The 25,308-nt window shown below is 36.6% G+C and carries 21 protein-coding genes; 14 read left to right on the top strand and 7 right to left on the bottom strand.

Features of this window, described 5'->3' with window-relative positions; all coding sequences use genetic code 11:
* Positions 1-2: 2 nt before the first annotated feature.
* From ELS83_RS09175 to ELS83_RS09160, 4 genes are all read left to right on the top strand, one after another.
* Positions 3-2,975 (top strand): ATP-binding protein, encoded by a 2,973-nt coding sequence (locus ELS83_RS09175; protein WP_171595252.1) that lies wholly within the window; start codon positions 3-5, stop codon positions 2,973-2,975.
* A 299-nt stretch (positions 2,976-3,274) separates the two neighbouring features.
* Positions 3,275-5,644: a GAF domain-containing protein gene (locus ELS83_RS09170; RefSeq protein ID WP_171595251.1), complete on the top strand. Its 2,370-nt coding sequence runs from the start codon at positions 3,275-3,277 to the stop codon at positions 5,642-5,644.
* Positions 5,645-5,721: 77 nt separating this feature from the next.
* Positions 5,722-7,875, top strand: a complete 2,154-nt coding sequence (locus ELS83_RS09165) for a patatin-like phospholipase family protein (protein WP_171595250.1) — start codon at positions 5,722-5,724, stop codon at positions 7,873-7,875.
* Positions 7,876-7,964: 89 nt separating this feature from the next.
* A complete protein-coding gene (locus ELS83_RS09160) occupies positions 7,965-9,056 on the top strand; it encodes a DUF6268 family outer membrane beta-barrel protein (RefSeq protein ID WP_171595249.1) in 1,092 nt (363 codons plus the stop codon).
* Positions 9,057-9,139: 83 nt separating this feature from the next.
* Here the strand turns inward: ELS83_RS09160 and lysA are convergent, their stop codons facing one another.
* The 5 genes from lysA to ELS83_RS09135 form a co-directional block, all read right to left on the bottom strand.
* The gene (lysA, locus tag ELS83_RS09155; protein WP_171595248.1) at positions 9,140-10,297 is read right to left on the bottom strand and encodes a diaminopimelate decarboxylase; all 1,158 of its coding nucleotides are present in this window, start codon (positions 10,295-10,297) and stop codon (positions 9,140-9,142) included.
* Between the two features lie 28 nt (positions 10,298-10,325).
* The gene (locus ELS83_RS09150; protein WP_171595247.1) at positions 10,326-11,636 is read right to left on the bottom strand and encodes an aspartate kinase; all 1,311 of its coding nucleotides are present in this window, start codon (positions 11,634-11,636) and stop codon (positions 10,326-10,328) included.
* Between the two features lie 326 nt (positions 11,637-11,962).
* Positions 11,963-12,307: a phenylpyruvate tautomerase MIF-related protein gene (locus tag ELS83_RS09145; protein ID WP_171595246.1), complete on the bottom strand. Its 345-nt coding sequence runs from the start codon at positions 12,305-12,307 to the stop codon at positions 11,963-11,965.
* A gap of 127 nt (positions 12,308-12,434) precedes the next feature.
* Positions 12,435-12,788 carry an arsenate reductase family protein gene (locus tag ELS83_RS09140; RefSeq protein WP_171595245.1) on the bottom strand — a complete coding sequence of 118 codons (354 nt, stop codon included), beginning with the start codon at positions 12,786-12,788 and terminating at the stop codon, positions 12,435-12,437.
* 11 nt (positions 12,789-12,799) lie between these two features.
* Complete coding sequence (locus ELS83_RS09135; RefSeq protein WP_171595244.1) at positions 12,800-13,702, bottom strand: LysR family transcriptional regulator; 903 nt, start codon at positions 13,700-13,702, stop codon at positions 12,800-12,802.
* Between the two features lie 94 nt (positions 13,703-13,796).
* Between ELS83_RS09135 and ELS83_RS09130 the strand changes: the two genes are divergently transcribed.
* The 5 genes from ELS83_RS09130 (at position 13,797) to arsB (ending at position 17,712) form a co-directional block, all read left to right on the top strand.
* A complete protein-coding gene (locus ELS83_RS09130) occupies positions 13,797-14,471 on the top strand; it encodes a type 1 glutamine amidotransferase domain-containing protein (RefSeq protein ID WP_171595243.1) in 675 nt (224 codons plus the stop codon).
* A gap of 26 nt (positions 14,472-14,497) precedes the next feature.
* Positions 14,498-15,652 carry an iron-containing alcohol dehydrogenase gene (locus tag ELS83_RS09125; RefSeq protein ID WP_171595242.1) on the top strand — a complete coding sequence of 385 codons (1,155 nt, stop codon included), beginning with the start codon at positions 14,498-14,500 and terminating at the stop codon, positions 15,650-15,652.
* 111 nt (positions 15,653-15,763) lie between these two features.
* Positions 15,764-16,126: an ArsR/SmtB family transcription factor gene (locus tag ELS83_RS09120; protein WP_249414432.1), complete on the top strand. Its 363-nt coding sequence runs from the start codon at positions 15,764-15,766 to the stop codon at positions 16,124-16,126.
* A 47-nt stretch (positions 16,127-16,173) separates the two neighbouring features.
* Positions 16,174-16,599: an arsenate reductase ArsC gene (locus ELS83_RS09115; RefSeq protein ID WP_171595241.1), complete on the top strand. Its 426-nt coding sequence runs from the start codon at positions 16,174-16,176 to the stop codon at positions 16,597-16,599.
* Positions 16,600-16,659: 60 nt separating this feature from the next.
* The gene (gene arsB / locus ELS83_RS09110; RefSeq protein ID WP_283242723.1) at positions 16,660-17,712 is read left to right on the top strand and encodes an ACR3 family arsenite efflux transporter; all 1,053 of its coding nucleotides are present in this window, start codon (positions 16,660-16,662) and stop codon (positions 17,710-17,712) included.
* Positions 17,713-17,790: 78 nt separating this feature from the next.
* Here the strand turns inward: arsB and ELS83_RS09105 are convergent, their stop codons facing one another.
* Complete coding sequence (locus ELS83_RS09105) at positions 17,791-19,701, bottom strand: sensor histidine kinase (protein WP_171595239.1); 1,911 nt, start codon at positions 19,699-19,701, stop codon at positions 17,791-17,793.
* Between the two features lie 199 nt (positions 19,702-19,900).
* Between ELS83_RS09105 and ELS83_RS09100 the strand changes: the two genes are divergently transcribed.
* The 5 genes from ELS83_RS09100 to ELS83_RS09080 all read left to right on the top strand — a co-directional run bounded on the left by ELS83_RS09100 (position 19,901) and on the right by ELS83_RS09080 (position 24,889).
* On the top strand, positions 19,901-21,436 hold the full coding sequence (locus ELS83_RS09100) for a sensor histidine kinase (RefSeq protein ID WP_171595238.1): 1,536 nt from the start codon (positions 19,901-19,903) through the stop codon (positions 21,434-21,436).
* Between the two features lie 24 nt (positions 21,437-21,460).
* The gene (locus ELS83_RS09095; RefSeq protein WP_171595237.1) at positions 21,461-22,150 is read left to right on the top strand and encodes a response regulator transcription factor; all 690 of its coding nucleotides are present in this window, start codon (positions 21,461-21,463) and stop codon (positions 22,148-22,150) included.
* A gap of 223 nt (positions 22,151-22,373) precedes the next feature.
* Positions 22,374-22,739: a hypothetical protein gene (locus ELS83_RS09090; protein WP_171595236.1), complete on the top strand. Its 366-nt coding sequence runs from the start codon at positions 22,374-22,376 to the stop codon at positions 22,737-22,739.
* 17 nt (positions 22,740-22,756) lie between these two features.
* Entirely contained in the window at positions 22,757-23,839 is a 1,083-nt protein-coding gene (locus ELS83_RS09085; RefSeq protein WP_171595235.1) for a beta galactosidase jelly roll domain-containing protein, read from the top strand.
* Between the two features lie 18 nt (positions 23,840-23,857).
* The gene (locus ELS83_RS09080) at positions 23,858-24,889 is read left to right on the top strand and encodes a beta galactosidase jelly roll domain-containing protein (RefSeq protein WP_171595234.1); all 1,032 of its coding nucleotides are present in this window, start codon (positions 23,858-23,860) and stop codon (positions 24,887-24,889) included.
* Here the strand turns inward: ELS83_RS09080 and ELS83_RS09075 are convergent.
* Positions 24,886-25,275 (bottom strand): VOC family protein, encoded by a 390-nt coding sequence (locus ELS83_RS09075; protein WP_171595233.1) that lies wholly within the window; start codon positions 25,273-25,275, stop codon positions 24,886-24,888. The genes ELS83_RS09080 and ELS83_RS09075 overlap by 4 nt on opposite strands.
* Positions 25,276-25,308: the final 33 nt, after the last annotated feature.

The raw sequence follows: 25,308 nt of genomic DNA, 5'->3' as shown, positions 1-25,308 counted from the left end.
GTATGAGCAAAGAAACGGACCTGTTATTAAAGAAGATAGAGCGGGAAAGATTGGCCCGTAAACAAGCTGAAAAACTGCTGGAAGAAAAATCGTTGGAATTGTATGAATCGAACCAGCAACTTAAAAGTTTGAATAATAACCTGGAGCATTTGGTTGAGGAGAGAACACAAAAACTCTTCGATACGGAACAGGAGTATTATGCTTTGGTTGAGAGTATTACCGACATTATCTGTAAGGTAAATCTACGTGGCGAAATTGTGTTTGTAAACCAAATTGCCAGTACCATTATGGGGCAGTCGAAAGAAGAACTTTTGGGTCAGAGGGTACTTAATTTTATCCCTCGCGATTACCGAAGTAAAATCTTTAAATATTTTGCCCGACAATTTCTGAGAAACAAGTGTATTAGCTATTTCGATCTGCCCATTATTACTGGTCAGAAAAATATACTATGGGTGAGGGTAAATGTTCAATTTACCGAAGATCGTTGCAAAAACTGTGATCTGAAACGATGTTTTCTTGCCGGACTTACCGATGATGTAATCTCAAGCAACAATTGTGAGTTTAATGAAATTATTATTGTGGCTCACAACATTACCGAACGCAGAAGAAATGAACTTGAAATTGCAAGGAATCTGAAACAGCAGGAAATCTTAACCGAAATATCGGTGAATTACAATTCTATTTCTGATTTCGAATCAAATACAAACGAAGCAGTTAGAATTATTGGACAACATACGGGAGTAAGCCGTGTTTATTTGTTCGAAGATAGCGCCGATGGTTTAAGTACCAGCAATACATACGAATGGTGTAACGATGGTATTGAATCTCAAATTCACGAACTACAAGAAATTCCATACAGTGAAATTCCTTCCTGGAAGAAACTTTTAAAGGAAGAGGGAATTGTTTATTCTGATAAAATTGAGCAATTGCCTGAAGACATCAGATTAATTTTAGAACCCCAGGGAATCAAATCAATTATCGTATTGCCACTGATTGAATCTGGTAACATTTTCGGATTTATTGGTTTTGATGAATGCGATTCCAATCACCAATGGACCAAATCTGAAATTGAATTGCTTCGAACAGTAAGCAGCACCATTTCTACAGCTTTTTTAAGACATAGGATTCAGACCGATTTGGTAATCAGCGAAAAGGAGAACAGGGGAATTATTGATTCTATTCCTGATGAAATACTTAGACTGAACAGAGAAGGAACTGTAATATCATACAAGTCGAGATGCGATGTAAGTATCTTCGAAAAATTAAATCAACCAGAGGTCAACTCGATTATAGATGTTTTGTCAGAAGATTTAAGCAATTCATTCATTTCATCTATTGAAGAGTGTATTGTAAAAGGCAATTTTGAGTTCAACTTTAGTAGCTTTCATCACGATACAATGCAGTATTTCGAAGCCCGCTTTGTGAAGCTAAATTCAACCGAAGTACTTGTTATTGTACGAAATGTGAGTGAAATTAAAGAGAACGAGAAGCAGCTTCAAATCGCTAAAAACAAGGCAGAACAGGCTTCTAAAGCAAAATCGGAATTTCTGGCCAACGTGTCTCACGAGATCAGAACTCCAATGAACGCCATTCTAGGATTTAGTGAATGGTTGCACTCCAATGTTGAGAATCCACAGCATAAGAATTATCTGCATACCATCATGACAAGTGGTAGAAACCTACTGGCTTTAATCAATGATATTCTGGATTTATCCAAAATTGAATCGGGAAAAATGAATATCGAATTGGAACCGATGCAATGTAAGGTGGTAATCAATCAAATGAAACAGGTTTTCAAACAAAAGCTGGAAGCTAAGAACCTGGCATTTAATATTAGTGTCGATTCCTCAGTTCCAATGTACATTTACATGGATGAGGTCAGGTTTTACCAAATTTTGTTCAACCTGGTTGGAAACGCCATTAAGTTTACCTCGAAAGGATTTATTCATGTTTCTGTATCAGCTGCCAAAACATCAGATCCAAATGCAATTAATTTAATTTTAAGTGTAGAAGATACCGGAATTGGGATTAAGGAAGATCAGCAGGCGGATGTATTTAAAGCTTTTACCCAGCAAAGTGGTCAGAGTAACCGATATTACGAAGGAACAGGACTAGGATTAACCATTGTAGGCGGACTTTTAAAGAAATTGAATGGAGAAATTAGCCTGAAGAGTGAAGTTGGGCGAGGTTCGAAATTTACAATCAAATTTAAGGATGTAAAAATTGCCGAGGTGTCGGCTGAAGAAGATCAAAAAGCAAAAGAGCTGAACGATTTTGTACTTGAACCTTGTAAAATATTAATTGTAGACGATTTAAAATTCAATATCCTGGTATTGAAACGAATTATAGAGTTCGATAATGTAACCTTCCTTGAGGCTGAAAGTGGTGAACAGGCCATTGAAATCATGGAAACCGAGCAACCAGATATTGTTTTTATGGATATCAGGATGCCAGGGATGAATGGCTACGATGCTACCGAAGTGATCCGTAATAATCCGGAATGGAACCATATTCCTGTAGTGGCATTTACCGCTTCAATTATGAATGATGAGTTGGAACGAATTCATAAACTTTTCGATGAATACCTACAAAAACCTGTATTCAGAAAAGATGTTTTCGCTGTGCTGAAGAGGTTTATGAAAATTAAATACCTAAATGCCGAGGATGCCCAAATTATCGAAGATGAGGTGAAACTTTCGGGAGAATGCATTGCTGCATTGCCTGAAATTATTGAAGGCCTAGAATCAAAATTCATTACCGATTGGAAGAAGATTAAAAATGATTTGATTATCTACGAAATTGAAGACTTTAGTAAAAACTTGTCTGATTTCGCCTTTAAAAAATCATGCATTATACTCGATAATTACTGTAAGGATTTAGACCTGGCCATTCAATCCTTCGATATTGAGCTAATTGAGAAACAGATTGGCGGTTTCGATAAGGTGGTAATCGAACTTAAAACCTACCTGCAGTAGTCTGAAAAAAATAATATTGCCCTTTGAATAAAATTCCCTGCATACTGTCATGCGGGGAATTTTACTTCCGTTCTCGCACTTTGTAAAAACAGGAACAAACTGTTTTACAACTTACCTATGGGGAAATTCCATTTACCGATTTTTGCTTTAGATTCCCACCGCTTTACTTGTTAATTAGTCTTTTGTATCTTTAATTTGTTAAAAATGCTTTAAATGTCGGCAGTTTGACTTTGTCTGCTTTCAAAGCATTTTAAAAACAACTACTTTAGTAGTTTGAAATCGGGGAAAAATATTGAATTATGAAACTGGATCGGTTAAAGCTTAGTATAGAGGAAGTTCCATTTAAAAAGTCGCTTAGTTTTGTACCACTAATCAACAAACTAAAAGAGCATAAAACATTAAATGGATCGCTTGATATTCAGGGAGAAGCCATTTTAAAGCTGGTGGAAGAAAAACCAGAATTGGCAAAAGTCGACTTTAATATCAAGGATATTGAAAAGTATAAAGATGAAATTCATGTACTCATGAGTTACTTCTTTACGCCTGTGCAGTATCGCGAAGAAATTGGAGTGGTTGCAACTCCTTTTGATGACCAGAACTTTTACTTTACACCCAAGTACCTTGAACTGTATGGGAATGAGAATTTAACCGTAGAGATGGTAGAGCAAAAGGAACAGGATAAATGCTTTAAAACCTTTAGCATGTTGTTCTATGCCTACTCGATGATTTTAAAAAGATTTTACAATTTTGAGCTTGGCCTTGGATACTTGTTCATGTATAAAGTAACCGATAAGCTGAACGATCTGGTGAAGTATTACAAGCTTGAGTTCGATAAATCATGTATTGATATTTCATATACAGGAAAGCTGCCACAGGTTAGCGAAGAGGATTTGCATAAGATGATTAACGACCCAATGAATATGGATTTCTGGTTGGAAACCCTTCCGCTGGATAAATTCAAATTCTCGGGATTTCTTCCATTTAGATATGTGGATGTGAGCCAAATTGAAGTGATCTCTTCATTGAAATCGCAATTACTGGAAAAATCATCCATCATTAACAGGAATAATTTTAATCAGCTGGAGCAAAATGTGCGTTCTTTATTAGAATTGCCAAATCTTAAATTGGGAATTATTGCCCTTGGAATGAACCAGGGAAATGTTGAGAATCCATCGGACTTTTGGCATGGATTTCTTGATGCCGATCGTTTTAGATGTGAAGATTACAGGGGAACCATGTACGAAGAAGCCGGAATGCAGGGCATGCCAGTTTTGGTAAACGATCTTTCAAAAAAAGAGAATCCAAATCATGTTGAAAAAGCATTGTTGGACGAAGGAATTAGGAATATCGCTATTGTTCCGCTATATAACGACGACGAGTTGGTTGGCGTAATGGAGTTGGGGTCGAACAAGGCATATGATATTACTTTCTCGAAACTTCGTATAATCAAAGATATTATTCCAGTATTTTCAATCGCAATACAAAGAACAAGCGAGGAACTCCAAAATAGAATCGAAGCCATTATCAAAGAAGAATGTACTGCAATTCATCCAAGTGTTGAGTGGCGATTCTCACAAGCAGCTTCGAACCTGTTATTAAAGAAAGAGAGAAACGAAACTTCTCAAATGGAGGAGATCGTTTTTCCAAATGTATTTCCGCTTTATGGTGCCATTGATGTTCGTCATTCATCGGTAATTAGAAATCAAACCATTCAGGACGACTTAATGGAACAACTCGATTTAGTTCGTAATGTTGTTGCCAAAGTGAATGAAATTAAGGCGATGCCTATTTACGATCAGTTGATTTATAAGATCGATTATTTTAAAGATGGGATTCAAAAGGGCTTATCGTCGGGCGATGAAATGAATGTTTTGAATTTTATCCGACACGAAGTGGAGCCGCTTTTCCCGCATTTCGAAGAAAACGGAGATGAGGTGACACAAACCATTGCCAACTACAAGAGCAATATCAATCCAGAATTGAATTTGGTGTACAAACGCCGAAAAGATTTTGAGGATAGCCTGGGAATTATTAACGACTGTGTTACCAGCTACCTGGAACAGGAAGAGGAAAAAGCGCAAAGCATGTTCCCTCATTACTTCGAAAAATACCGAACAGACGGTGTTGAGCACAATATTTATATTGGCGAAAGCATTGCAAATAACTTAAGTTTCGACAGAATTTATTTAAAGAATTTAAGATTGTGGCAATTGATCGTAAGTGCTGAATTGGCTCGCAAAACAGATCATCTGAAGAAATCGTTGCCTATTCCTATGGATACCACAGGTCTGATTCTTGTGCACAGTCAGCCTTTGGCCATTCGTTTCCGCCAGGATGAGAAGAAGTTTGATGTAGATGGAGCCTATAACATTCGCTACGAAATTGTGAAGAAGCGAATCGATAAGGCCAAAATTAAGGGAACCGACGAGCGATTGACCCAACCGGGAATGCTGGCTATTATCTTCAGCCAGGAGAAAGAAATGGCCGAATATCAGCGTTATTTAGAGTATTTGATTGCAGCTGGTTATTTCGAAGATCAGATCGAATATCACACACTGGAAGATTTACAAGGTGTGTATGGTTTAAGAGCAATACGTGTGAAGGTAAAGAATGGGAAAGAAGAGAAGGATGTATTAAAACTTGCCGAAGAACTAAAAATTGAAAATTAAGATCAATTCATAAGCATCATTACAGAATGAAACACCCTTTACTCCTGTTTTTACTATTTGCAATTAGTTTTTCGACGATGGCAAATGTTAAAAACGATTCTTTATACAATGGGAAAAGACCTAAAATTGGTTTGGTACTAAGTGGTGGCGGAGCCAAGGGTTTTGCTCACGTTGGAGTGCTGAAAATTATCGATGAATTGGAAATCCCAATCGATTACATTTCGGGAACAAGTATGGGAAGTATCATTGGAGGCTTTTACTCCATTGGTTATTCTGCACAGCAGATAGAAGATATGATTCTGAGTCAGAATTGGGACAAATTGCTTGCCGATGAAATTTCGCGTAAATATGTTCCGTTTCACGAAAAACAAAATTACGAACGCCATGTTTTGTCCTTCCCCATAAAACCCAAAGGCATTCAATTGCCTAGCGGAATTGTAAAAGGTCAGAATGTAATCAATCTTTTCGAAAGGTTATCCATCGATTATCACGATGTAACAGATTTTAATAAATTACCAATCCCTTTTGTTTGTGTTGCCACTGATATCGAAACCGGGGAGGCCGTAATATTGGACAATGGATACCTGCCCGAAGCCATGCGGGCAAGTATGGCCATTCCTACTGTTTTTTCGCCCATCGAAATTGATGGCAGACTATTGGTTGACGGTGGAATGGTGAATAACTTTCCGGTAAAGGAAGTGGTTGACATGGGAGCCGATATTGTGATTGGTGTTGATGTTCAGGCAGGACCTAAATCGAAGGAAGAATTAAGCTCTTTTCTGGATATAATCAACCAGACAGTTTCTTTAATGTCGCTTAATGAGTTTAAAAAGAACATTGATTTTGTTGATGTTTATATTAAGCCGAACATTAACAATTACTCAGTAGGAAGTTTTAATGAAGCAGATTCTTTAATTCGAAAAGGGGAAGAAATTGGTCGTGAATTTGTACCGGTTTTAAAAGATCTAAAAGAGAAATATCAGCTTAAGAAAAGTAAGGTAAAAAGGTATAAACCACCTGTAGATACCACAACATACTATATCAAAAATGTAGAATACAGTGGACTTAACGAGGTAAGTAAATCTTTATTGGCAGGTAAATTTAATCTTGATATCCCTGGTGAAGTTAGCTTACACCAGTTAAAACAAGGGATCAACTGGGGATATGGAAGCAAGTATTTTGACCAGGTAGACTTTAGAATGCTTGGTAATAGAGCCAAAACGCTACAGGTTAGGGTGAAGGAACGTACGACAAAGCGATTTAATGTTGGGCTTCGTTACGATTCGGACAACAAAGCCGGTGTACTTTTAAATACAACCTTTCGTAATAAACTGAGAAGTGGTTCTCATTTATCCTTCGATTTAAAATTATCGGAGACTCCAAGGTTCGTAACTACCTATGCCATTGATAATGGCCTAAAACCAGGTATTACCTTGCAGGCAGAATACAACGATTGGAATGTGAATGCCTACGAAGACTGGGAGCAGGTGGGGAATTATGACCTGGATTATCTGAAATTCGATATGAATATTCATTCGATTTTTAAGGAATCCTATTCGATTGGTATTGGTGCTAAAGCTGAGTATTACAAAGTAAAATCGAATTTTATTTTATCCGAATTAGAGGAAGGAAACGATGAAGATTATTTCTTTTCGTATTATGCTTTCCTGCGTTTGGACTCGCATGAGAAAGCATATTATCCGAAAAGAGGGATCAGTTTGTTTGCTGAATACAAGTTGGTGACCAATAATGGTGCAAGCCTTGATGGAATGGAAAGACCAGCATCTATTGCTCACGTGAAATTTCAGAAAGCCATTAGCCTTACCGATAAGTTTACGGTTTATCCTAAATTCTATGGTAGAGTCATTTGGGGAAAGAATATTCCAGCTTTCTTTTTGACCTATACTGGTGGAATTGATCAAACAGATTATTTCGATATTCAGATGCCTTTTGTAGGCTTGGAACGAATGGAAGTTGCATCAACCAATTCCTTTGTATTTAGGGGCGATTTTCAATATGAACTGTTTCGGAACAATTACCTGATATTTAAAGCAAATATTGGAAAAATTACCGAAGATGTGAACGAATCGTTAACGACAGGTGAATGGATTCGGGGATTGGGTTTGACCTATTCTTACAATAGTATTATTGGGCCAATGGAGTTTTCTTTAATGTTTTCCAATAAAAAGAAAAAGGTGTTAAACTATGTAAGCTTGGGCTATTGGTTCTAAGCTAAAACTTTTGGCAATAAACAAAAGATTATTTCGTTCGTATCAAAGTACTAAAGCATTATCTTAGTGCTTTAATAATGATACAATATATGAGTTTTAAAAAGTTAATCTTCACTTTTTGTTTTCTTGGAATTGCTTGTTGTGTTCAGGCTCAGTTTAGTAGCGACACAACCGTATACGATTGGAACCCAAGTGTTGTGGGAAGTGGTCCGGTGCGTGGATACGAGGCTTCCTATCACGGAATGACCGGATTTGATGTTGGTTCAAAATCAGAAATATATGGCGATGGAAAAGGGAAGGTGGATTACAATCGAATTTTCAAGACCAAGCTCCGATTTCCAATATCAGTAAAAAAGAATCTTAAAATAGCCGGTAGTATCGAATATAGCGATGAGGAAATTCATTTTCATGATAGTAAAAATATAACTTATCCTTTTTACAGAAGACTTCATGATAAAAATATGAAGAGTTTGGGCGGTAGCTTTTACCTGATGACTCAATGGAAAAGGAATCGATATTTTATGCTTCGTTTTAATGGAAAATTAAAAGGAGATTACTGGAAAGATCATATCGGCGATGTAAGCAAATATACTTTTCTTAAAATGGAGATTTCTCCTGTAATGGGATGGAAAATAAATAAGTACAAATCCTGGGGAGTTGGAGTAGCCTTTTCCTACACTTTTGGTGATCCACTGGTATTTCCAACCTTTGTTTACAACCATACTTTTGCCGATAAATGGGGCGTAGAAGCTTTTCTGCCTGCCAAGGTGAAATTGAGGTATCAACCATCGGAGCTTTGTTTTATCAATGCCAAAGCTTATTTAAAAGGGGGCAGTTACAGTATCCATTTCGATGAAGTGCCGGCAGATGGTGATGCTTCGGCAGATAATCCATCATTAAGTGATTTTAAAACCCTTGAATTCAGAAGATCTGATGTAAACTTCTCTCTGGAAATAGAAAAAGGAATTACCGATTGGCTTTGGTTATCATTCGAAGGTGGATACCGAAGCAATATCAATTTTGATGTAACCAACAAAAACAACGCACTAAGTTTATCGGGAAGTAAGCTAACAAGTGAAGACAATATTATTGATTCCTATGCAAAAGGAGGAATGTTTTACAACCTTACGCTTTTTATTGTGCCTTCCAAATCACTACTCAAAAAAATTGGATTTAAATAAGCTGAGTCCGTTCTAAAAAACGAGAAAGAAAAAGGCAATACTCTTAAGAATATTGCCTTTGTATTTGTTACAGCTTTCGCTGATTATTTTAATTCATCTGAGAAAATCGATTCTGCGATATCTCTAAGATTGTATCTCGAAGCCATGGTCTCACCATAAGCACCAGCCGATCTTAGAGCAATCAAATCATTTCTTTTGGTTGCTGGCAAGCTAACAGCCTTACCAAAACTATCCGACGATTCGCAAATTGGTCCAACCACATCATAAACCTCCTCTGTTTCAACAGAAGTAATGTTTTCAATTTTGTGATAAGCCTGGTAAAGAGCCGGACGCAAAAGTTCAGTCATTCCTGCATCAAGAATGGCAAACTTGGTTTTAGCACCATTTTTAATATATAAGACTTTAGAAATCAGACTTCCACATTGTGCTACTACCGATCTCCCCAATTCAAAATGCAACTGCTGATTTGGTTTTAAATCAAGGAATTGATTAAAAATTCCAAAGTAGGTAACAAAATCAGAAATGGGATTTACATCTGGCTGATCGTAATCAATACCAAAACCGCCACCCACATTTAGGTGGTCTACAAATATTTGGCGATCGTTAAACCATTGCTGGATTTCATTTACTCTAATGCAAAGACCTTTAAATACTTCGGTGTCGGTAATCTGAGAACCAATATGGAAATGTAAGCCCTCCAATTTGATATTCTTCGACTTTTCAAGTGTTTCCAGTACCGAATCAAATTCCCAACGGTTAATTCCAAATTTGTTCTCCTCAATGCCGGTGGTGATGTAGTGATGCGTGTTGGCGTCAACGTTTGGATTAATCCTGATTGCAATTCTTGCAGTCTTATTAGTCTGTTCAGCCAATTCATTGATTAACTCTATTTCAGGAATCGACTCACAATTGAAACAAAAAATCCCTGCTTCTAGCGCAGTTAAGATTTCTCTGTCTGATTTTCCAACACCAGCATACACAATTTTGTCTGCTGAAAACCCGGTTTCTAAAGATCTGGTTACTTCATTTCCACTTACACAGTCGGCACCAAAACCATAAGATTGTACCAATTTCATGATTTTTGGATTGGCATTGGCTTTTACCGCATAATGAACATGATATCCATACTTCGACGATTCGGTATGAATAAGATCTAAAGTCTCTTTAAGCAACTCCATATCATAATAATAAAATGGAGTGGGTAAATGCTTGAATTGTTCTATTCTACTCTTGTTAAACATGATTCATTTTAGATTTTGAGCAGCAAATTTAAAATAAATTTTTGCTTAATGTTTGAAGGGCCGAAACTTTATCTTCCTGATTGATAAGAACTGAAATGTTATGTTTGCTACCGCCGTAAGATATCATTCGTAATGGTATGTTTTCCAATGCTTCCAGTACTTTTTTTGCACTTCCGGTCGATTCTGAAATAAAATCACCAACAATACAAATTATCGATTGGTTTTCATCGATTTCTACCATCCCAAATTTTACCAATTCTGCCTCAATTGCTTTCAAATTTGTTGCATCATCAATGGTTAAGGAAATGGCTACCTCCGAAGTGGTGATCATGTCAATTGGTGTTTTATAGATTTCGAAAATTTCAAATACTTTTCTTAGAAATCCATAAGCCAATAACATTCTGCCCGATTTAATTTTTACCGCAGTAATTCCATCTTTAGCAGCAATTGCCTTAATTCCTTTTCCTGTTTCATCATCGGTTATTAGAGTTCCCTCTTCGGCAGGGCTTAATGTGTTTTTTAGTCGCACCGGAACACTTTTGAGTTTACAAGGCATAATGCTGGAAGGGTGCATAATTTTAGCCCCAAAATAGGCCAACTCAGCAGCTTCATCGAATGATAATTGTTGCAATGCCGAAGTATTGTCCACATATCTTGGATCATTGTTATGAAACCCGTCGATATCGGTCCAAATCTGAACTTCATCTACCTGTAAAACAGATCCAATAAGAGATGCTGTGTAATCGCTGCCACCTCTCTTTAAATTGTCTACTTCTCCATATGCATTTCGACAAATAAAACCCTGTGTGATAAACAAATTTTGGTCTGCTTGTTCTGTAAGAATACGCTCAAGGTTTTCCTGTATGTAGAAATAGTCAGGTTCACCATCCTTATCAATTCTCATAAAGTTTAAAGCCGATAGCAAGGCCGAATTTACACCAATTTCAGACAAGTAAAAATGGAACATGGCAGTCGATATTAATTCGCCTTGTGCTAAAATTGCTTTTTCCTGTAATGCCGTAAAACTTCTGTTTACAAAATTTCTGATGTAATCAAAATGGGATGTAATCAGTTCATTTCCTTTGGTTTTATATTCCTCGCTGGTGTACAGTTCTTCAATTCGTTTTCGATATTGTTCTTCCAGATTATTGATTTGTTCACTAGCTTTGCTCATATCCTTTCGGTAAAGGAGATCAGTAATTTCAACTAAAGCATTTGTGGTTCCTGCCATAGCCGATAAAACAATAATTACAGGTTCGTTGCATTGAACCAGGTTTGCCAGATTCTGAATTCTTTCAGGGGATCCGACTGAAGTTCCACCAAACTTTAAAACTTTCATTGGTTAATAGTTTAATTTGTTATCCCATTTATAATGGGAGTTTGTATGTTTCGCTTAAATATTTAATTACAGTTCAAAAAAAGCCTGCAGAATCTCTGCAGGCCTTATGTTTTAAGCATTACATTATTCTACAATCTCATCCAAACAACAACTGTTTATTGCGTTTATTCTGTTTCTTGTATTTCAATGTTAATGTCATCTGTGCTTACAATTTTAATTTCGGATGTAAAGTTGTATAAAAAATTTATAAAAACAATAAAAATTTATCTAATTGTTAAAAAATTAACTGAAAATTTATTTTTGCACTTTCGTGATGTCAAAAATGCCTAGAATAAAATTCCGTTCCAACCCCAAAAACCTCTGGGTACATCCATGAATTCAACGTAAACCCGATCTTTTGGAATTTTTAGTTGCTCTTCTACAAGACTTGCAAATTTGTTCGATAAATCTTTGGTTTTTGTGTCGGGCAAACCAATGCTTTTTAATTGTAAAAACATGGCTGGTTCTGCCGATCCACTTAGGGTCATTTCAATTTTTGGTTCGAAAGCGGTCATTACATATTTTTCAGGTTTTCCCAGCTCAAAAGAGATTAAGGCGGAGCACTCTTTTAAAAAGCTTTGTTGTTTCTTATTAGAGAAACTTTCATTGGTCTGAACTTTTAAATATGGCATAAGTAAAAGTTTTAAGGTTTCTAATAGAACTTCATAATTGATCTATCAATCCACAAAAATGAATTGATACATTGCATAAGTTATCACTTAATCAGAAAAATACAAAATGCATGTACTTCAGAATTCCTTATTTGCCCAATGCTTTTCTGGCATTCTCAACTGTTTTTTTAGCATTGCCTATAAATATTTCACCATCAATCAAAAGAACTGGTCTTTTTAGGAATGTGTATTCCTGAAGAATGTATTCTTTATAATCCTCCTCACCTAGTACCTTATCTTTTAAACCAAGTTCTTTGTATTTCATGGCTCTTCTGCTGAATAAGGATTCGTATGATCCTGAAAGTTGTTTCATTTCTTCGATCTGGACTTTATCAATTTTATCCGTTTTGATATCCTGCATTTCAAACTCAGAACCGATTTGAAGTTCCTTTATAATTCTCTGACAAGTTGTACAAGTACTTAAATGGTATATTTTTTTCATTTGATATTGATTTAATTACATACTGATTGATTCACTATAATTTGAATAATTTCTTCTACTTGTGTAAGATTTTTACTTTGAGTGTGGTAGGCAAAATATTTATCGTAGTAGGTTGTTTGAACACCTTGCCACAACTCCTTAATTTCATTTTTATCCAGTAACTCCTGGCACAAACTCAGGGGCAATAAGCACACTCCTTTATTCAATTGAATGGCTTGCAGCATACCGCTTAAATTCGGAATTACATAGCGAGGTTTAAAATAGGGTTTCTTTTTAAAATTATGGTTCCAAAACGACTTAATGGTTTCCATTTTGTGCGTATAGGAATACCAGTTTTGCTGGCTCAACCACTTTTCAGCCTCATTTAATTTCTTTTCGTAGATATAGCGATTGAAAGGGATGGTATCAAGCTCTTTACTGCAAACCAGTAATAATGCCTCTTTACAAAAATGCTTGTATTCAACATGCTGATAATTGTGTTGTAGAGTGGTTATAATGAGATCGAGTTTTTTATCGAATAATTTGGATTGCAGCTCCTCGTATTCCGCAAAAGTAAACTCAACATTCATTTCCAGCTCATCCAGAATATAGGCAAAGGCATGATTAAACATTTCTATGGACATTCCCACTTTTGCTGTTGGGCGGTTGATTAATGTTTTCCGCTTAAAATTTTCTTCTGTTTTTTCGAGTTGTTGAATGGCTTCTTCAATCTGGTTGTATAGCTGCATACCATGGGGTGTTGGAAGCATTTTTCGCGGTTTGCGCTCAAATAATTTAACACCCATATAGGTTTCCAGTGCTGTGAGTTGCTGACTCACACCTGGTTGTGTTATCAATAAAGTTTCTGCTGCTCCGGTTAAGGTTCCGCGTTCGTAAATTGCTTTAAAAGTGCGGTACCACTCTAAGTTCACCATATATCTATAAATAAATTTATATAAAAGTATAAAAAGAATAACTTTTCTAATACAAAAAGAGCACTTATTTTTGTCTCAAAATAAATCAGTAAGCATGGCCAGAGTATTATTTGCAGTAACAAGTCACTTTAAAGACGAAAACGGATGGGAATCGGGATGCTATGTTCTCGAAGTCGCAATTCCTTATTATCATTTTATTAAAAATGGAATTGAAATTGATTTTGTATCGCCTAATGGCGGAGAAGTTCCCGTGAAGCAATTGGATTTAGATGATCCGAAAGTAAAATGTTTTTTTAAAGATAAAGAGGCTAGCAAAAAGTTTCTGAATACCTATCGCCCAATTGATATTGATGCAGGAAAATACGATGCCATCTATTTTCCGGGTGGACATGGGGTAATGTACGATTTGCCTTTGAACAAAGAAATTGCGGAAATTGCTGCTGAAATTTATGAAAATAATGGCTTTGTATGTGCCGTTTGCCATGGTGGTGCAGGGCTTTTAAATGTAAAGCTTAAAGATAATTCTTACCTGATAAGTGGAAAGCAGCTTACATCTTTTAGCAACCAGGAAGAAGTGGCCATAGGCACAGATGAAAAAGTGCCATTTTTACTGGAAACAGCTTTGAAAGAGCGTGGTGCAAAATACTCCTGCAAAGCCAATTGGCAGGAATATGTTGTGGTAGATGGAAGATTAATTACAGGCCAAAATCCTGCATCTGATTTATTAATGGCAAAAGAACTGCTAAAAGCATTTAATAAGAAAAAATAGAATACTAAATATTTAAACTAGATAAAATGGAAAATTTCGATTTTTATAATCCGGTAAAAATCCTTTTTGGAAAAGGTAAAATAGCTGAATTGGGAAAACATATCCCGAAAGGAGCTAAAATTTTAATGACCTATGGTGGTGGTAGCATTAAAAAGAATGGTGTTTACGACCAGGTAATGGATGCCTTAAAAGATTACAGCATTACAGAATTTGGCGGTATTGAACCAAATCCACATTTCGAAACCTTAATGAAAGCGGTTGAAATTGTTAGAAATGAAGGAATCGATTTCTTATTGCCAGTTGGTGGAGGTTCAGTTCTTGATGGAACAAAATTTATTGCTGCTGCTGTACACTACGAAGGAGATGATGAGTGGGATATTTTAGCAAAACGTGCCGAAATTAATAAAGCTGTTGATTTGGGAGCTGTATTAACTTTAGCAGCTACAGGTTCTGAAATGAATAGTGGTGGTGTAATTACAAAAGCAGCAACTCAAGAAAAGCTGGCTTTTGGCAATCCATTGTTGTTCCCTAAATTTTCGGTACTTGATCCTGAAACCACTTATTCATTGCCAATGCGCCAAATTACCAATGGTATTGTTGATGCATATGTACACGTAATGGAACAGTACTTAACCTATCCGGTTAATTCTCCTGTACAGGATCGTTTTTCTGAAGGTTTGTTGTTAACCTTAATCGAAGAAGGACCAAAAGCATTGGCTACTGAAACGCCTGATTACGAAAACCGTGCAAACCTGATGTGGGCTGCTACCATGGCATTGAATGGTTTGATTGGAATGGGTGTAAAAAGCGATTGGGCAACTCACATGATTGGCCATGAATTAACAGCTTTCCATGGTATTGATCATGCGGTTACCCTGGCTATTGTTCTTCCTGGTTTGTTGAATAAACTAAAAGAGGAGCGTGGTGAAAAATTACTTCAATATGCTGAGAGAGTATGGAACATCACAGAAGGAACTGAGGAGGAGAGAAAGATGCTTGCCATTCAGAAAACAGAAGAATTCTTCCAAAGTGTTGGTATTGCTACTCGTTTAGGAGACCATAGTGTTGGTCAGGATAGCATCGATACCATTTCTAAAAGATTTATTGATCGTGGATATGTAGGTATGTTACCAGATGTTGCAGCAGCAGATGTTGCTGAAATTTTGGAGTCACGCTTATAAAAATTCAAGATAATTTGGGTGAAAGGTCCTTCTCGATGTGAGAAGGACCTTTTTTGTGTTAAGGAAATCTAAATTTTAAAAAAAATATTTGCAGTTTAAAATTAATGACGTATGTTTGCGACATTAGAAATAAGAAATGGAGAACTTATGAAGAAACTGGAATTATTTGAAGAAAAACAACAGGAACTTGCCTCGCTGGCAAAAGCATTATCTCATCCTGCAAGAATTGCAATTTTGCAGTTTTTAGCAGCAACTCCAACCTGTATTTCTGGCGATATATCAGATTATTTACCACTTAGCCGAACAACGGTTTCGCAGCATCTGAAAGAACTAAAATCCATTGGACTCATTCAGGGTGATGTTGAAGGTTTAAAGGTGAAGTATTGTCTGAATAAGGCTGGTATTGAGAAACTAAAGAATGGGTTTGGAGAATTGTTTGAAGAAATTACTCCAATCGAAAATAAAACTTGTTAAGAATTACCCGGTTTTTGTGCCGGAACAAATGATAAAAATTAAGAAAAATGAAAGTATTAGTGTTGTGTACAGGAAACTCATGTAGAAGTCAGATGGGTGAAGCAATTTTAAGAGATATCAATCCTGAATTGGAAGTGGTATCAGCAGGAACCAAAATTGCAGATCAGGTGCATCCTTTGGCGGTAAAAGCGATGGCTGAAATTGGAATTGACATCAGTTCTCAGCGCCCAAAAATGGTGGATGAGTTCCTTGAAGAAGGTGTTGATTTCTTAATCTCGGTATGTGGTGGTGCAAAAGATGCATGTCCGGCATTTCTTGGGCCTGTTGGAACTCGCCTTCATATTGGTTTCGACGATCCTGCTTATGCAGAAGGAACTGAAGAAGAAATTTTTGAAGTATTCCGTCGTGTTCGTGACGAAATCAGAAGAGATTTCGCAAAATTCAACGAAGAATACATTGTAAAGAACGCATAATTTAAGGGTAGCAAATAGTAGTTAGTAATTATGGGATCATTAAATAAAAAATTATCCTTTTTGGATAGATATCTTACCTTATGGATTTTTGCTGCAATGGCAATTGGGGTAGGAGCAGGTTACTTTTTCCCTTCAATGGCGGGATTCTGGAACAAATTGTCGGTAGGAACCACAAATGTACCAATAGCCATTGGTTTGGTAATCATGATGTATCCGCCTTTGGCGAAAGTAAAGTACGAAGAGCTGAAGGATGTATTCAGGAATCGTAAAATTTTGATTCTGTCGCTGGTACAGAACTGGCTTTTGGGACCAACACTAATGTTTGGCTTGGCCATTATTTTCCTTCAGGATTATCCCGAATACATGACCGGATTAATTTTAATTGGTTTGGCAAGATGTATTGCCATGGTAATTGTTTGGAATGATTTGGCCAAAGGTGATCCTGAATATGCAGCAGGTTTAGTGGCATTCAACAGTATTTTCCAGGTATTGTTCTTCTCGGTTTATGCATATGTATTTATTACTGTATTGCCGGAGTACTTTGGTCTCCAGGGATCCGAAGTTGATGTTACTATGGGCGATATCGCAGAGAGTGTGTTGATTTATCTTGGGATTCCATTTTTTGCAGGTATGATTACCCGTTACTTTGGAATTAAAGCAAAAGGGAAAGACTGGTATCAGAAGAAATTCATTCCAAAAATTAGTCCCCTTACCTTAATTGCATTGTTGTTTACCATTTTTGTGATGTTCTCGTTAAAAGGTGAATACATTGTTCAGTTGCCTTTTGATGTGGTTCGTATTGCCATTCCGTTGGTGATTTACTTTGTAATCATGTTCCTGATTTCATTCTTTATGGGACATAAGTTTAAAGCGGGTTATTCAAAAACAACAAGCCTGTCTTTTACAGCTGCCAGTAACAATTTTGAGTTGGCAATTGCGGTAGCTATTGCAGTGTTTGGTATCAATTCGGGAGTTGCTTTTGCAGCGGTAATTGGGCCATTGGTTGAGGTTCCTGTTCTAATTGCTTTGGTAAATGTAGCCTTACGATTTAAAGAAAAATATTTTGGTGGCAAAGTAGATGTTGTAAAGTGTGCTGCCGATACAAAAAGTTAACTGTGTTTCATTTAAACACGGGTTATTGTGAGTTAGTAAATTCTAAGCCATGATTCAATTTGAGTCATGGCTTTTTGTTTAGGTTTTGAATTCTACCTCCTTGCAGATTTTTTCGAACGGAAGTGTAAAAACAAAAGTAGAACCTTGGTTTGGTACCGATTTTACGTGAATTTCCCCCTCCATTAATTCTACCAATGATTTGGATATTGCTAAACCCAATCCGCTGCCTTCTTCTGTTCTTATTGACTTGTTTTCGGTTCTTCTGAATCGTTCAAAAATTACTTTTTGCATACTTTGATCTATGCCGATCCCTGTATCAATAACAGAGAACTTCAAATTGGAATTATAAATTCTGCAGGTAAACCAGATTTCTCCACTCTTTGTAAATTTAATGGCATTGGTGAGTAAGTTAGAAATGATCTGTTCAAGTTTTGTCTGGTCGGTATACACAAAGTGCTGCCCATTTTGCAAATCTATTTTGTAATGCAATTCCAGACCTTTCTTTTGGGCAATTGGAAGAAAGAACTGATGCATATTTTGCATGACCTCATTTAGGTTGGTAGTACTTTTGCTAATATCTACTTGTTCTGTTTCAATTTTTGAAATGTCTACAAGATTGTTAATCAACTCCAGCATTCGCTGACTACTTGTTTTTATCAGGTGTAAATATTTTTGCTGCTTTTCAGGTGTAATTCCCTTAAAATCCAACAATTCGGCAAAGCCTACAATACCATTCATAGGTGTACGAATCTCGTGGCTTAAATTGGCCAAAAAACTGGTTTTTAATCGATCACTTTCTTCGGCTTTGTTTTTGGCAATTGCCAATTGCTGGTTTGTGATTTTTAAACTATTGCTGGTTAAACTTATTTTCTTCAGAAGATGCGAAAGGGTAAAAATAATCAGGACTAAAACAGTAATAACAATCGCAATGCTCCAGATCAGCCCTTTGTACTGCTCATAAATTGAATCATCCTTGTTTATCATGATGTGATTGGCAGGAAGAATTTCTTCAGAAATCTGGTGTTCCTGAAGCATTGCAGCATCAAATTTATAAACCATTGGACTACCTGATATTTCTAGATCTGATGCATTGTTCCCATTTAAAATTTGTAGAAGCATTTTCGATGCTTTTTCTCCCTGGTAAACCGGACTGGTGATTTTACCTCCTATTACTCCCGATCCAACTACATCCCAAATGCAATAAACAGGAAGATTTGTAGATTGCTTTACAAGTTTAACACTTTCCTGGTAGGTAAGTGTTTTTCCCGAAGGTGTGAGAATGTAAATCCCCCAAATTACAGCGCAAGTCTTTGGCAGTTCTTTTAATCGGCTTTGTAAACTATCTCTTGAAAGATTGGATAGGTATTCAATTTGAATGGGCTGATTCAGAATTTGTTCTGCCCGATTTACCCTGTTTTGAAATGCCTGTCCGGAAATGCTTCCATCGTTAATCACAGCAATGGATGTAAGTTCTGGGTGCAAGCTTCGAATAAGATTAATCGTTCCTAAAACATCATAGGTTTCAAACGTTCCAGTTATGTTTTTATGCTTCTCGATTCGTTCCGGATGAAAATCATTAATTCCACAAAATACGAGAGGTATATCTGGAAATAAATCTTGTTTATAACGAAGCAAAAAATTCAAGGCATGATCATCAGAAGATAAAATGGCATCGAACTCTACCTGCGAATATTTTAATTGATAAACCTGTTTTAAGAGGGCAAAGTAATCTTCATCAGCACACCTTTTGGTGTCCATGTAATTTACGAAAAGCTCAACATTTTCATTGTTAAAAACTGAGTTGATTCCATTCATGATTCCATCGGTCCAACTAAAACCCTTGTGATAGGAGTGGAGAATCAGGATTTTTTTACTTTCCTTCTTTTTGTTTGGAGTGGAAGAGGAGTAAAGTGTTGTGCAATAAAAGAGCGCTAGAATAATGGTTAAACAGATGCGAAAGGATGCAAATACTTGTAGATATTTTATCATTGTAGCGAGGCTCTAAAATTCTCATTCAGCTCAAAATCAATACGGCACGTTAGTAAAAAAAATAGGATCACCTCTGTTCTACGTAAAATCAACATAAAGGTTAATTAAAAAGGGAAATTAGTTTTCTTGAAGTTGAAATGCATCTCCTGTTTTATCGTCGTCATTAATGCTTATATTTGAGTAAACAAAAGCATCTCTAATGATAAAACCTGGACTAAAAATCGGCATTGTCCTTACCTTGATATTGGTTTTGCCATCCTTGTTTTTCTCGGCATACGAAATTAGTAATTTGAGTAAAAACGAAGCGGTTATCGATTCTATTTACACTGGGCAACTGGAATCTGTCTTGTTTTCTTTAAACCAGTATTCCGAAGATGTTTTAAGTGGCTGGGCCAATCAATTGGAACGTGAAACCGATGATATTGAATCCATTCTTACCAAAAATTATTCGATTCTTGCCATTGGGTTAAAGAGTAGTACAGATTTAAACTTAATTACCAAAGAAAAAATTCCTGAGGATAGCACTGTTTCTCTCAAAAAGCGCTTAGAGCTTGATTTTGCATTAAATCTGAAGAAGATTGAGCAATTACAGAGATATGTAAAGAGTGGCTATCGTAAAATTGAAGCTTTACAAAATTCTTATCAGGATCGAAGCCTGTTTGCCTTTGCAGTTCAGAAAGACTCTGTATTGGTAAACACAGTTCTTTTTTTAGTTGATACCGATAAGTTTATACGCGAGAACTTAGGGCCAAAAATACAAATGGTGGCACAAGAGCGATTTTATATCTCGGTGTTTAGAGAAAACAGTTCCGACGAAGTATTCACAAACGACTTACAGGCTGGTGAGGATAAAAATATCAGGCAAAGGAAAGAGATCTGGTTGTTTCCGGAATACGATTTGGGCATTCAAATGAGAGGAAATACCATCGAAGATCTGGTTCGTGAGAGAACGAGAACCAATATTATCCTGCTAATAGTAATGGATGTGATTTTACTTCTGGGCGCATGGTTTGTATTTAAAAATATCCGTAAGCAAATCAAATTAAACCAGTTGAAAACAGATTTTATTTCCAATGTGTCGCATGAAATTAGAACGCCGCTGGCTCTTATTAATATGTATTCCGAAACACTTGAAATGGGACGAATTCCCAGCGAAGAAAAGAAAATGGAGTACTATAAGGTGATCAATACCGAGGCAAACCGATTATCGAGAATGGTAAATAAAATTCTCAATTTTAGCCGAATAGAAAGGGGAAAACGCGAATATCATTTTACCCCTTGCAATTTAAATGTGGAGCTTGAAACCATTCTGGAGAATTACAAGCAACATTTCGATCAGAATGGATTTGAAATTCTATTCGAAAAGGACCAAAATCTTCCCGAATTAATTCTCGATAAAGAGGCTGTAGGCGAAGCAATTATCAATTTAATTGATAATTCTATGAAATACAGTGAAGATGTGAAGAGAATAGAAATTCGTACAACTTTTAAGGCTGATCGGGTTTACCTTAGTGTAAAGGATTATGGAATTGGTATTGCCCGGAAAGACCAGGCTTTTATTTTCGATAAATTCTTTAGAGTAAGCACTGGTAATCTGGCCCTGAAAGCAAAAGGATCGGGCATTGGCCTAAGCATTGTTAAGCATATTATGGATGCTCATCAGGCCAAGGTTGAACTGGAAAGTTCGGAAGGAAAAGGCTCGTGTTTTACACTTGTTTTTCCAATTAATAAATAACAAATCACAATAAATATAGAGCAAATGAATCCCATTTTAATTGTAGAAGACGAGCCCAGTATGCTAATGGGCTTAAAAGATAACCTGGAATTTGAATCTTACCAGGTAGATACTGCAGATGATGGTGAACTTGGGTTGAAAAAGATTCTTGAGAACCAATACAGTTTGGTTTTGCTGGATGTAATGTTGCCCAATATTTCAGGTTTTGATATCTGTAAAAAGGCAAGAGCCCAGGGAGTTAAAACGCCAATAATACTGCTTACCGCAAAAGGGGAGGAAATCGATAAGGTACTTGGATTGGAACTTGGCGCCGACGATTACATTACAAAACCATTTAGCTTAAGAGAGCTGTTGGCACGAATTCGTGCTGTTTTAAGACGTACACAAGATATCTCATCTCCGAAGCAATCAGAAAAATTACATATTGGACGCCTAAGCATCGATTTCAATTCATATGTTGGTGAGGTGGAAGATAAAGAAGTGAAAATGTCGCACAAAGAAGTAGAAATTTTACACTATTTATGGGACAATAGAAATAAAACGGTGAGCAGAGATGATTTGTTGGATAAGGTATGGGGAATGGAATATCAGCCTACATCGAGAACAATTGACAATTTTGTGTTAAAGTTGAGACAAAAAATAGAAGATGACCCAAATCATGCAAAAATTATTTTAACGGTACATGGTGTTGGCTATAAGCTCGTAAATAGCTGATAAATAGCGTGAAGAATAAGTGTGTAATGCTTTGCTGATGTTTGGCTCCTGATATCGATTCACGATTGATGACAACTTGTGACAATTGCTGATTTCATGGTGACACTTATGATCTAAAGTCGCCCTAATTTTACAATAGAAATTTAAGATTAGAAAAACGGAAGGCGCGCGATTCCGATTTCTTAAAATTCTAACTGAACTATAAACTGTAAAAATTAGGGTCATGAAAAATATTAAAAGTATCGTATTGGTTTTAGCATGTTTGCTAAGTATTAATGTAACAATGGCAATTACGCCTGAAACAAAAAAGATTGAAAAAGAGAAAAGCGCTGTACTGAAAAAAATTCAGAAACTTGCCAGCCAAACTAGTTTTACCGACTACGTTCGAAAAGGAGAATCGGAATTAATTGTATTGCGTTGCACAGTAAATGAAAACAACGAGGTTGTGGTAAGTAAGGTGATTGGTTTCGACGAAGAGCTTAAAAAGGCAGTTCGTAAAACCATGGAAAGTAAAAAGATTAGAACAACTGCTGCTTTAAGTGGCGAAGAGTTGGCTTTGAGATTAAAATTTGCAACCTACGAAAAGTAAATTAAAGAAGTTTTAAGGTGAATTATAGAAATAATATATTGGTTTTGTTAAGGATATCTCTTATTGCATTCTTACTGCTAACACCGCTTGGTAATGCATTTGCAAAAGACCTTAGATCCCTGGTGAATTTAAAAGGATACTGGAAGTTTACAATCGGGGATGACCCAGCCTGGGCATCTCCCGATTATAACGATACCGAGTGGGATAAGCTATTTGTACCACAATCGTGGGAGTCTAGCGGATATAGCAATTACAATGGGTATGCCTGGTATCGAAAAAATTTTACCATTACAATTCCGAAGGCAGCAAAATATGTCTACTTGAACCTTGGATACATCGATGATGCCGATGAAGTGTATGTAAATGGGAAATTAGTTGGTGCATCAGGACATATGGGACCAATAGCTCAAACAGCCTATAACATACCAAGAATGTATCCGGTGCCACGAGAGGTGCTGAATCATAAAGCTGAAAATGTGATTGCCATTCGGGTCTTCGACGACTACCATGATGGAGGTATTGTTGGAGGTGATATTAACATTTCATTTGATGCCGATCAGTTTAAAATGAATGTAGACCTTACCGGACATTGGGATTTTGAAACCAGCAGAAGTGTTGACGAAAATAACCGAAATGTAGTAAGCTATCGTGAAGGAAAAATTTTCGTGCCCGGATTTTGGGAAGCCCGTGGCTACAATCAGTTAGACGGAAGAGCCATTTATTCCAAACGATTTGTGTATCCTGATCATTTAAGTACAAGAAATCAAATTCTGTTTGCTGGTTATATCGACGATGTTGATGAGGTATATTTGAATGGTGAGAAGATTGGAACAGTAAGAGACTTGAGGAGGAAAAACAGAAAATATTCGTATGCATCTGATAATTTTATTTTAAGGGCATATACAATTCCAGATCACTTACTGAATAAAGGTGGTGAAAATGTTATTGAAATTATTGTGAGAGATCACACCGGACCAGGAGGAATCTATGATGGACCAATTGGAATTGTTGACATGGATACAGCAAAACCAATTATCATCAAATCATTGAAAGACACCAGAAGTTCTTTCCAAAAACTATTAGATTACTGGTTCGATTAAGAAAAACACACGTTTAGAATGATGAATAAATCGTACATATCAAATCCTATCGGAAAGCTATTTTTAATTGCAATTCTTTTCATTGCAAGTATTTCTGCAGGTTCAGCACAGGATTTTAAAAAGGTGATGGACCTAAACGAACGATGGAAATTTTCAATTGGCGATCGTGAAGAGTGGGCCGATCCTGAATATGATGATTCCAACTGGGAATGGGTTGATGTTCCATCGGCATGGGAAAACCAGGGTTTTCATGGTTACAATGGTTATGCATGGTATCGTAAAACTTTCGATAAGAGACAGCTTCCCGAAAATCAGGCTTTGTACCTGCAATTGGGAAATATCGATGATGTAGATGAAGTGTTTTTTAATGGAAAAAGAATTGGGAAAACAGGAAATTTTCCGCCAAAATATGCAACAGCTTACAAATCTTATCGCCGATACAATGTTCCGGCAGAATTAATAAAAGAAACCAATACCATTGCAGTTCGTGTATACGATGATGTTGGAGAAGGTGGAATTATTCATGGCGATGTATCTCTTTTGGTTGATCGTGAAGCCATTCCTGTAGATATAGATTTGAGTGGAACATGGAAATTTAAGTTAGGGGCATATGCACATGAAAATCTAAATAATATTGACAATTGGGATGATATTGTTGTGCCTGGAAATTGGGAAAACCAGGGCTACAAAGATTATGATGGCTATGCTTGTTACGCATTAGAGTTTGAGCTGGAAGAGGAGTTTGTAAGAGAAAGAATGGTTTTGATTCTGGGTAAAATTGACGATATCGACCAGGTATACCTAAATGGTGTATTGGTAGGGCAATCAGGAGAATTTAATCCTAAAACTGTGAAAGAAAGATCCAGTTCCTGGCAACAAATCAGAAATTATTACTTGCCGATTAACCTCCTAAAAAGCGAGGGAAAAAATACCATACTTGTGCGCGTTTACGATGCCACACAAGGTGGAGGTATTTATACAGGTTCGGTTGGCCTGATATCACAAGATCATTACATCAAGCACTGGAAAAGTCGCAGGAACAGATATTAATTTTTTGCTTCAATCAAATCCCATAAATTACCGTAGAGGTCCGAAAATACACAAACTGTTCCATAAACTTCATCCGAACGATCGCGCGTAATTTTTACGCCATTATTTATTAAATTTTGATAATCTAATTCGAAATTATCGGTATGGAGTATCATAAAAACGCTACCACCGGTCTGATTGCCAATTCGTGCTTTTTGATCTTCTGTTTGTGCTTTTTCAAGTAAGAGGGAAGCATCATTTTCTCCGCCAGGCGATACAAGAACCCACCGCATATCTTCACCAATTTCCTGGTCGGCCACAAGATTGAAATTTAACTTTTTGGTGTAGAAATTAATGGCTTCATCATAATCCTTTACCAAAACTGTGACATTTGCTATTCGATTCATGTTCTTTGCTTTAATTTATCCCGAAGGTAATGG

Source organism: Marinifilum caeruleilacunae (assembly GCF_013141825.1).
Classification (GTDB): domain Bacteria; phylum Bacteroidota; class Bacteroidia; order Bacteroidales; family Marinifilaceae; genus Marinifilum; species Marinifilum caeruleilacunae.
This window is presented reverse-complemented; position numbering and strand designations above follow the sequence as displayed.

Excerpts from the sequence above, each read along its gene's own strand:
- ELS83_RS09175 (WP_171595252.1), top strand. The coding sequence starts at position 3 with ATGAGCAAAGAAACGGACCTGTTATTAAAGAAGATAGAGCGGGAAAGA.
- ELS83_RS09170 (WP_171595251.1), top strand. The coding sequence starts at position 3,275 with ATGAAACTGGATCGGTTAAAGCTTAGTATAGAGGAAGTTCCATTTAAA.
- ELS83_RS09165 (WP_171595250.1), top strand. The coding sequence starts at position 5,722 with ATGGCAAATGTTAAAAACGATTCTTTATACAATGGGAAAAGACCTAAA.
- ELS83_RS09160 (WP_171595249.1), top strand. The coding sequence starts at position 7,965 with ATGAGTTTTAAAAAGTTAATCTTCACTTTTTGTTTTCTTGGAATTGCT.
- lysA (WP_171595248.1), bottom strand. The coding sequence starts at position 10,297 with ATGTTTAACAAGAGTAGAATAGAACAATTCAAGCATTTACCCACTCCA.
- ELS83_RS09150 (WP_171595247.1), bottom strand. The coding sequence starts at position 11,636 with ATGAAAGTTTTAAAGTTTGGTGGAACTTCAGTCGGATCCCCTGAAAGA.
- ELS83_RS09145 (WP_171595246.1), bottom strand. The coding sequence starts at position 12,307 with ATGCCATATTTAAAAGTTCAGACCAATGAAAGTTTCTCTAATAAGAAA.
- ELS83_RS09140 (WP_171595245.1), bottom strand. The coding sequence starts at position 12,788 with ATGAAAAAAATATACCATTTAAGTACTTGTACAACTTGTCAGAGAATT.
- ELS83_RS09135 (WP_171595244.1), bottom strand. The coding sequence starts at position 13,702 with ATGGTGAACTTAGAGTGGTACCGCACTTTTAAAGCAATTTACGAACGC.
- ELS83_RS09130 (WP_171595243.1), top strand. The coding sequence starts at position 13,797 with ATGGCCAGAGTATTATTTGCAGTAACAAGTCACTTTAAAGACGAAAAC.
- ELS83_RS09125 (WP_171595242.1), top strand. The coding sequence starts at position 14,498 with ATGGAAAATTTCGATTTTTATAATCCGGTAAAAATCCTTTTTGGAAAA.
- ELS83_RS09120 (WP_249414432.1), top strand. The coding sequence starts at position 15,764 with ATGTTTGCGACATTAGAAATAAGAAATGGAGAACTTATGAAGAAACTG.
- ELS83_RS09115 (WP_171595241.1), top strand. The coding sequence starts at position 16,174 with ATGAAAGTATTAGTGTTGTGTACAGGAAACTCATGTAGAAGTCAGATG.
- ELS83_RS09105 (WP_171595239.1), bottom strand. The coding sequence starts at position 19,701 with ATGATAAAATATCTACAAGTATTTGCATCCTTTCGCATCTGTTTAACC.
- ELS83_RS09100 (WP_171595238.1), top strand. The coding sequence starts at position 19,901 with ATGATAAAACCTGGACTAAAAATCGGCATTGTCCTTACCTTGATATTG.
- ELS83_RS09095 (WP_171595237.1), top strand. The coding sequence starts at position 21,461 with ATGAATCCCATTTTAATTGTAGAAGACGAGCCCAGTATGCTAATGGGC.
- ELS83_RS09090 (WP_171595236.1), top strand. The coding sequence starts at position 22,374 with ATGAAAAATATTAAAAGTATCGTATTGGTTTTAGCATGTTTGCTAAGT.
- ELS83_RS09080 (WP_171595234.1), top strand. The coding sequence starts at position 23,858 with ATGATGAATAAATCGTACATATCAAATCCTATCGGAAAGCTATTTTTA.
- ELS83_RS09075 (WP_171595233.1), bottom strand. The coding sequence starts at position 25,275 with ATGAATCGAATAGCAAATGTCACAGTTTTGGTAAAGGATTATGATGAA.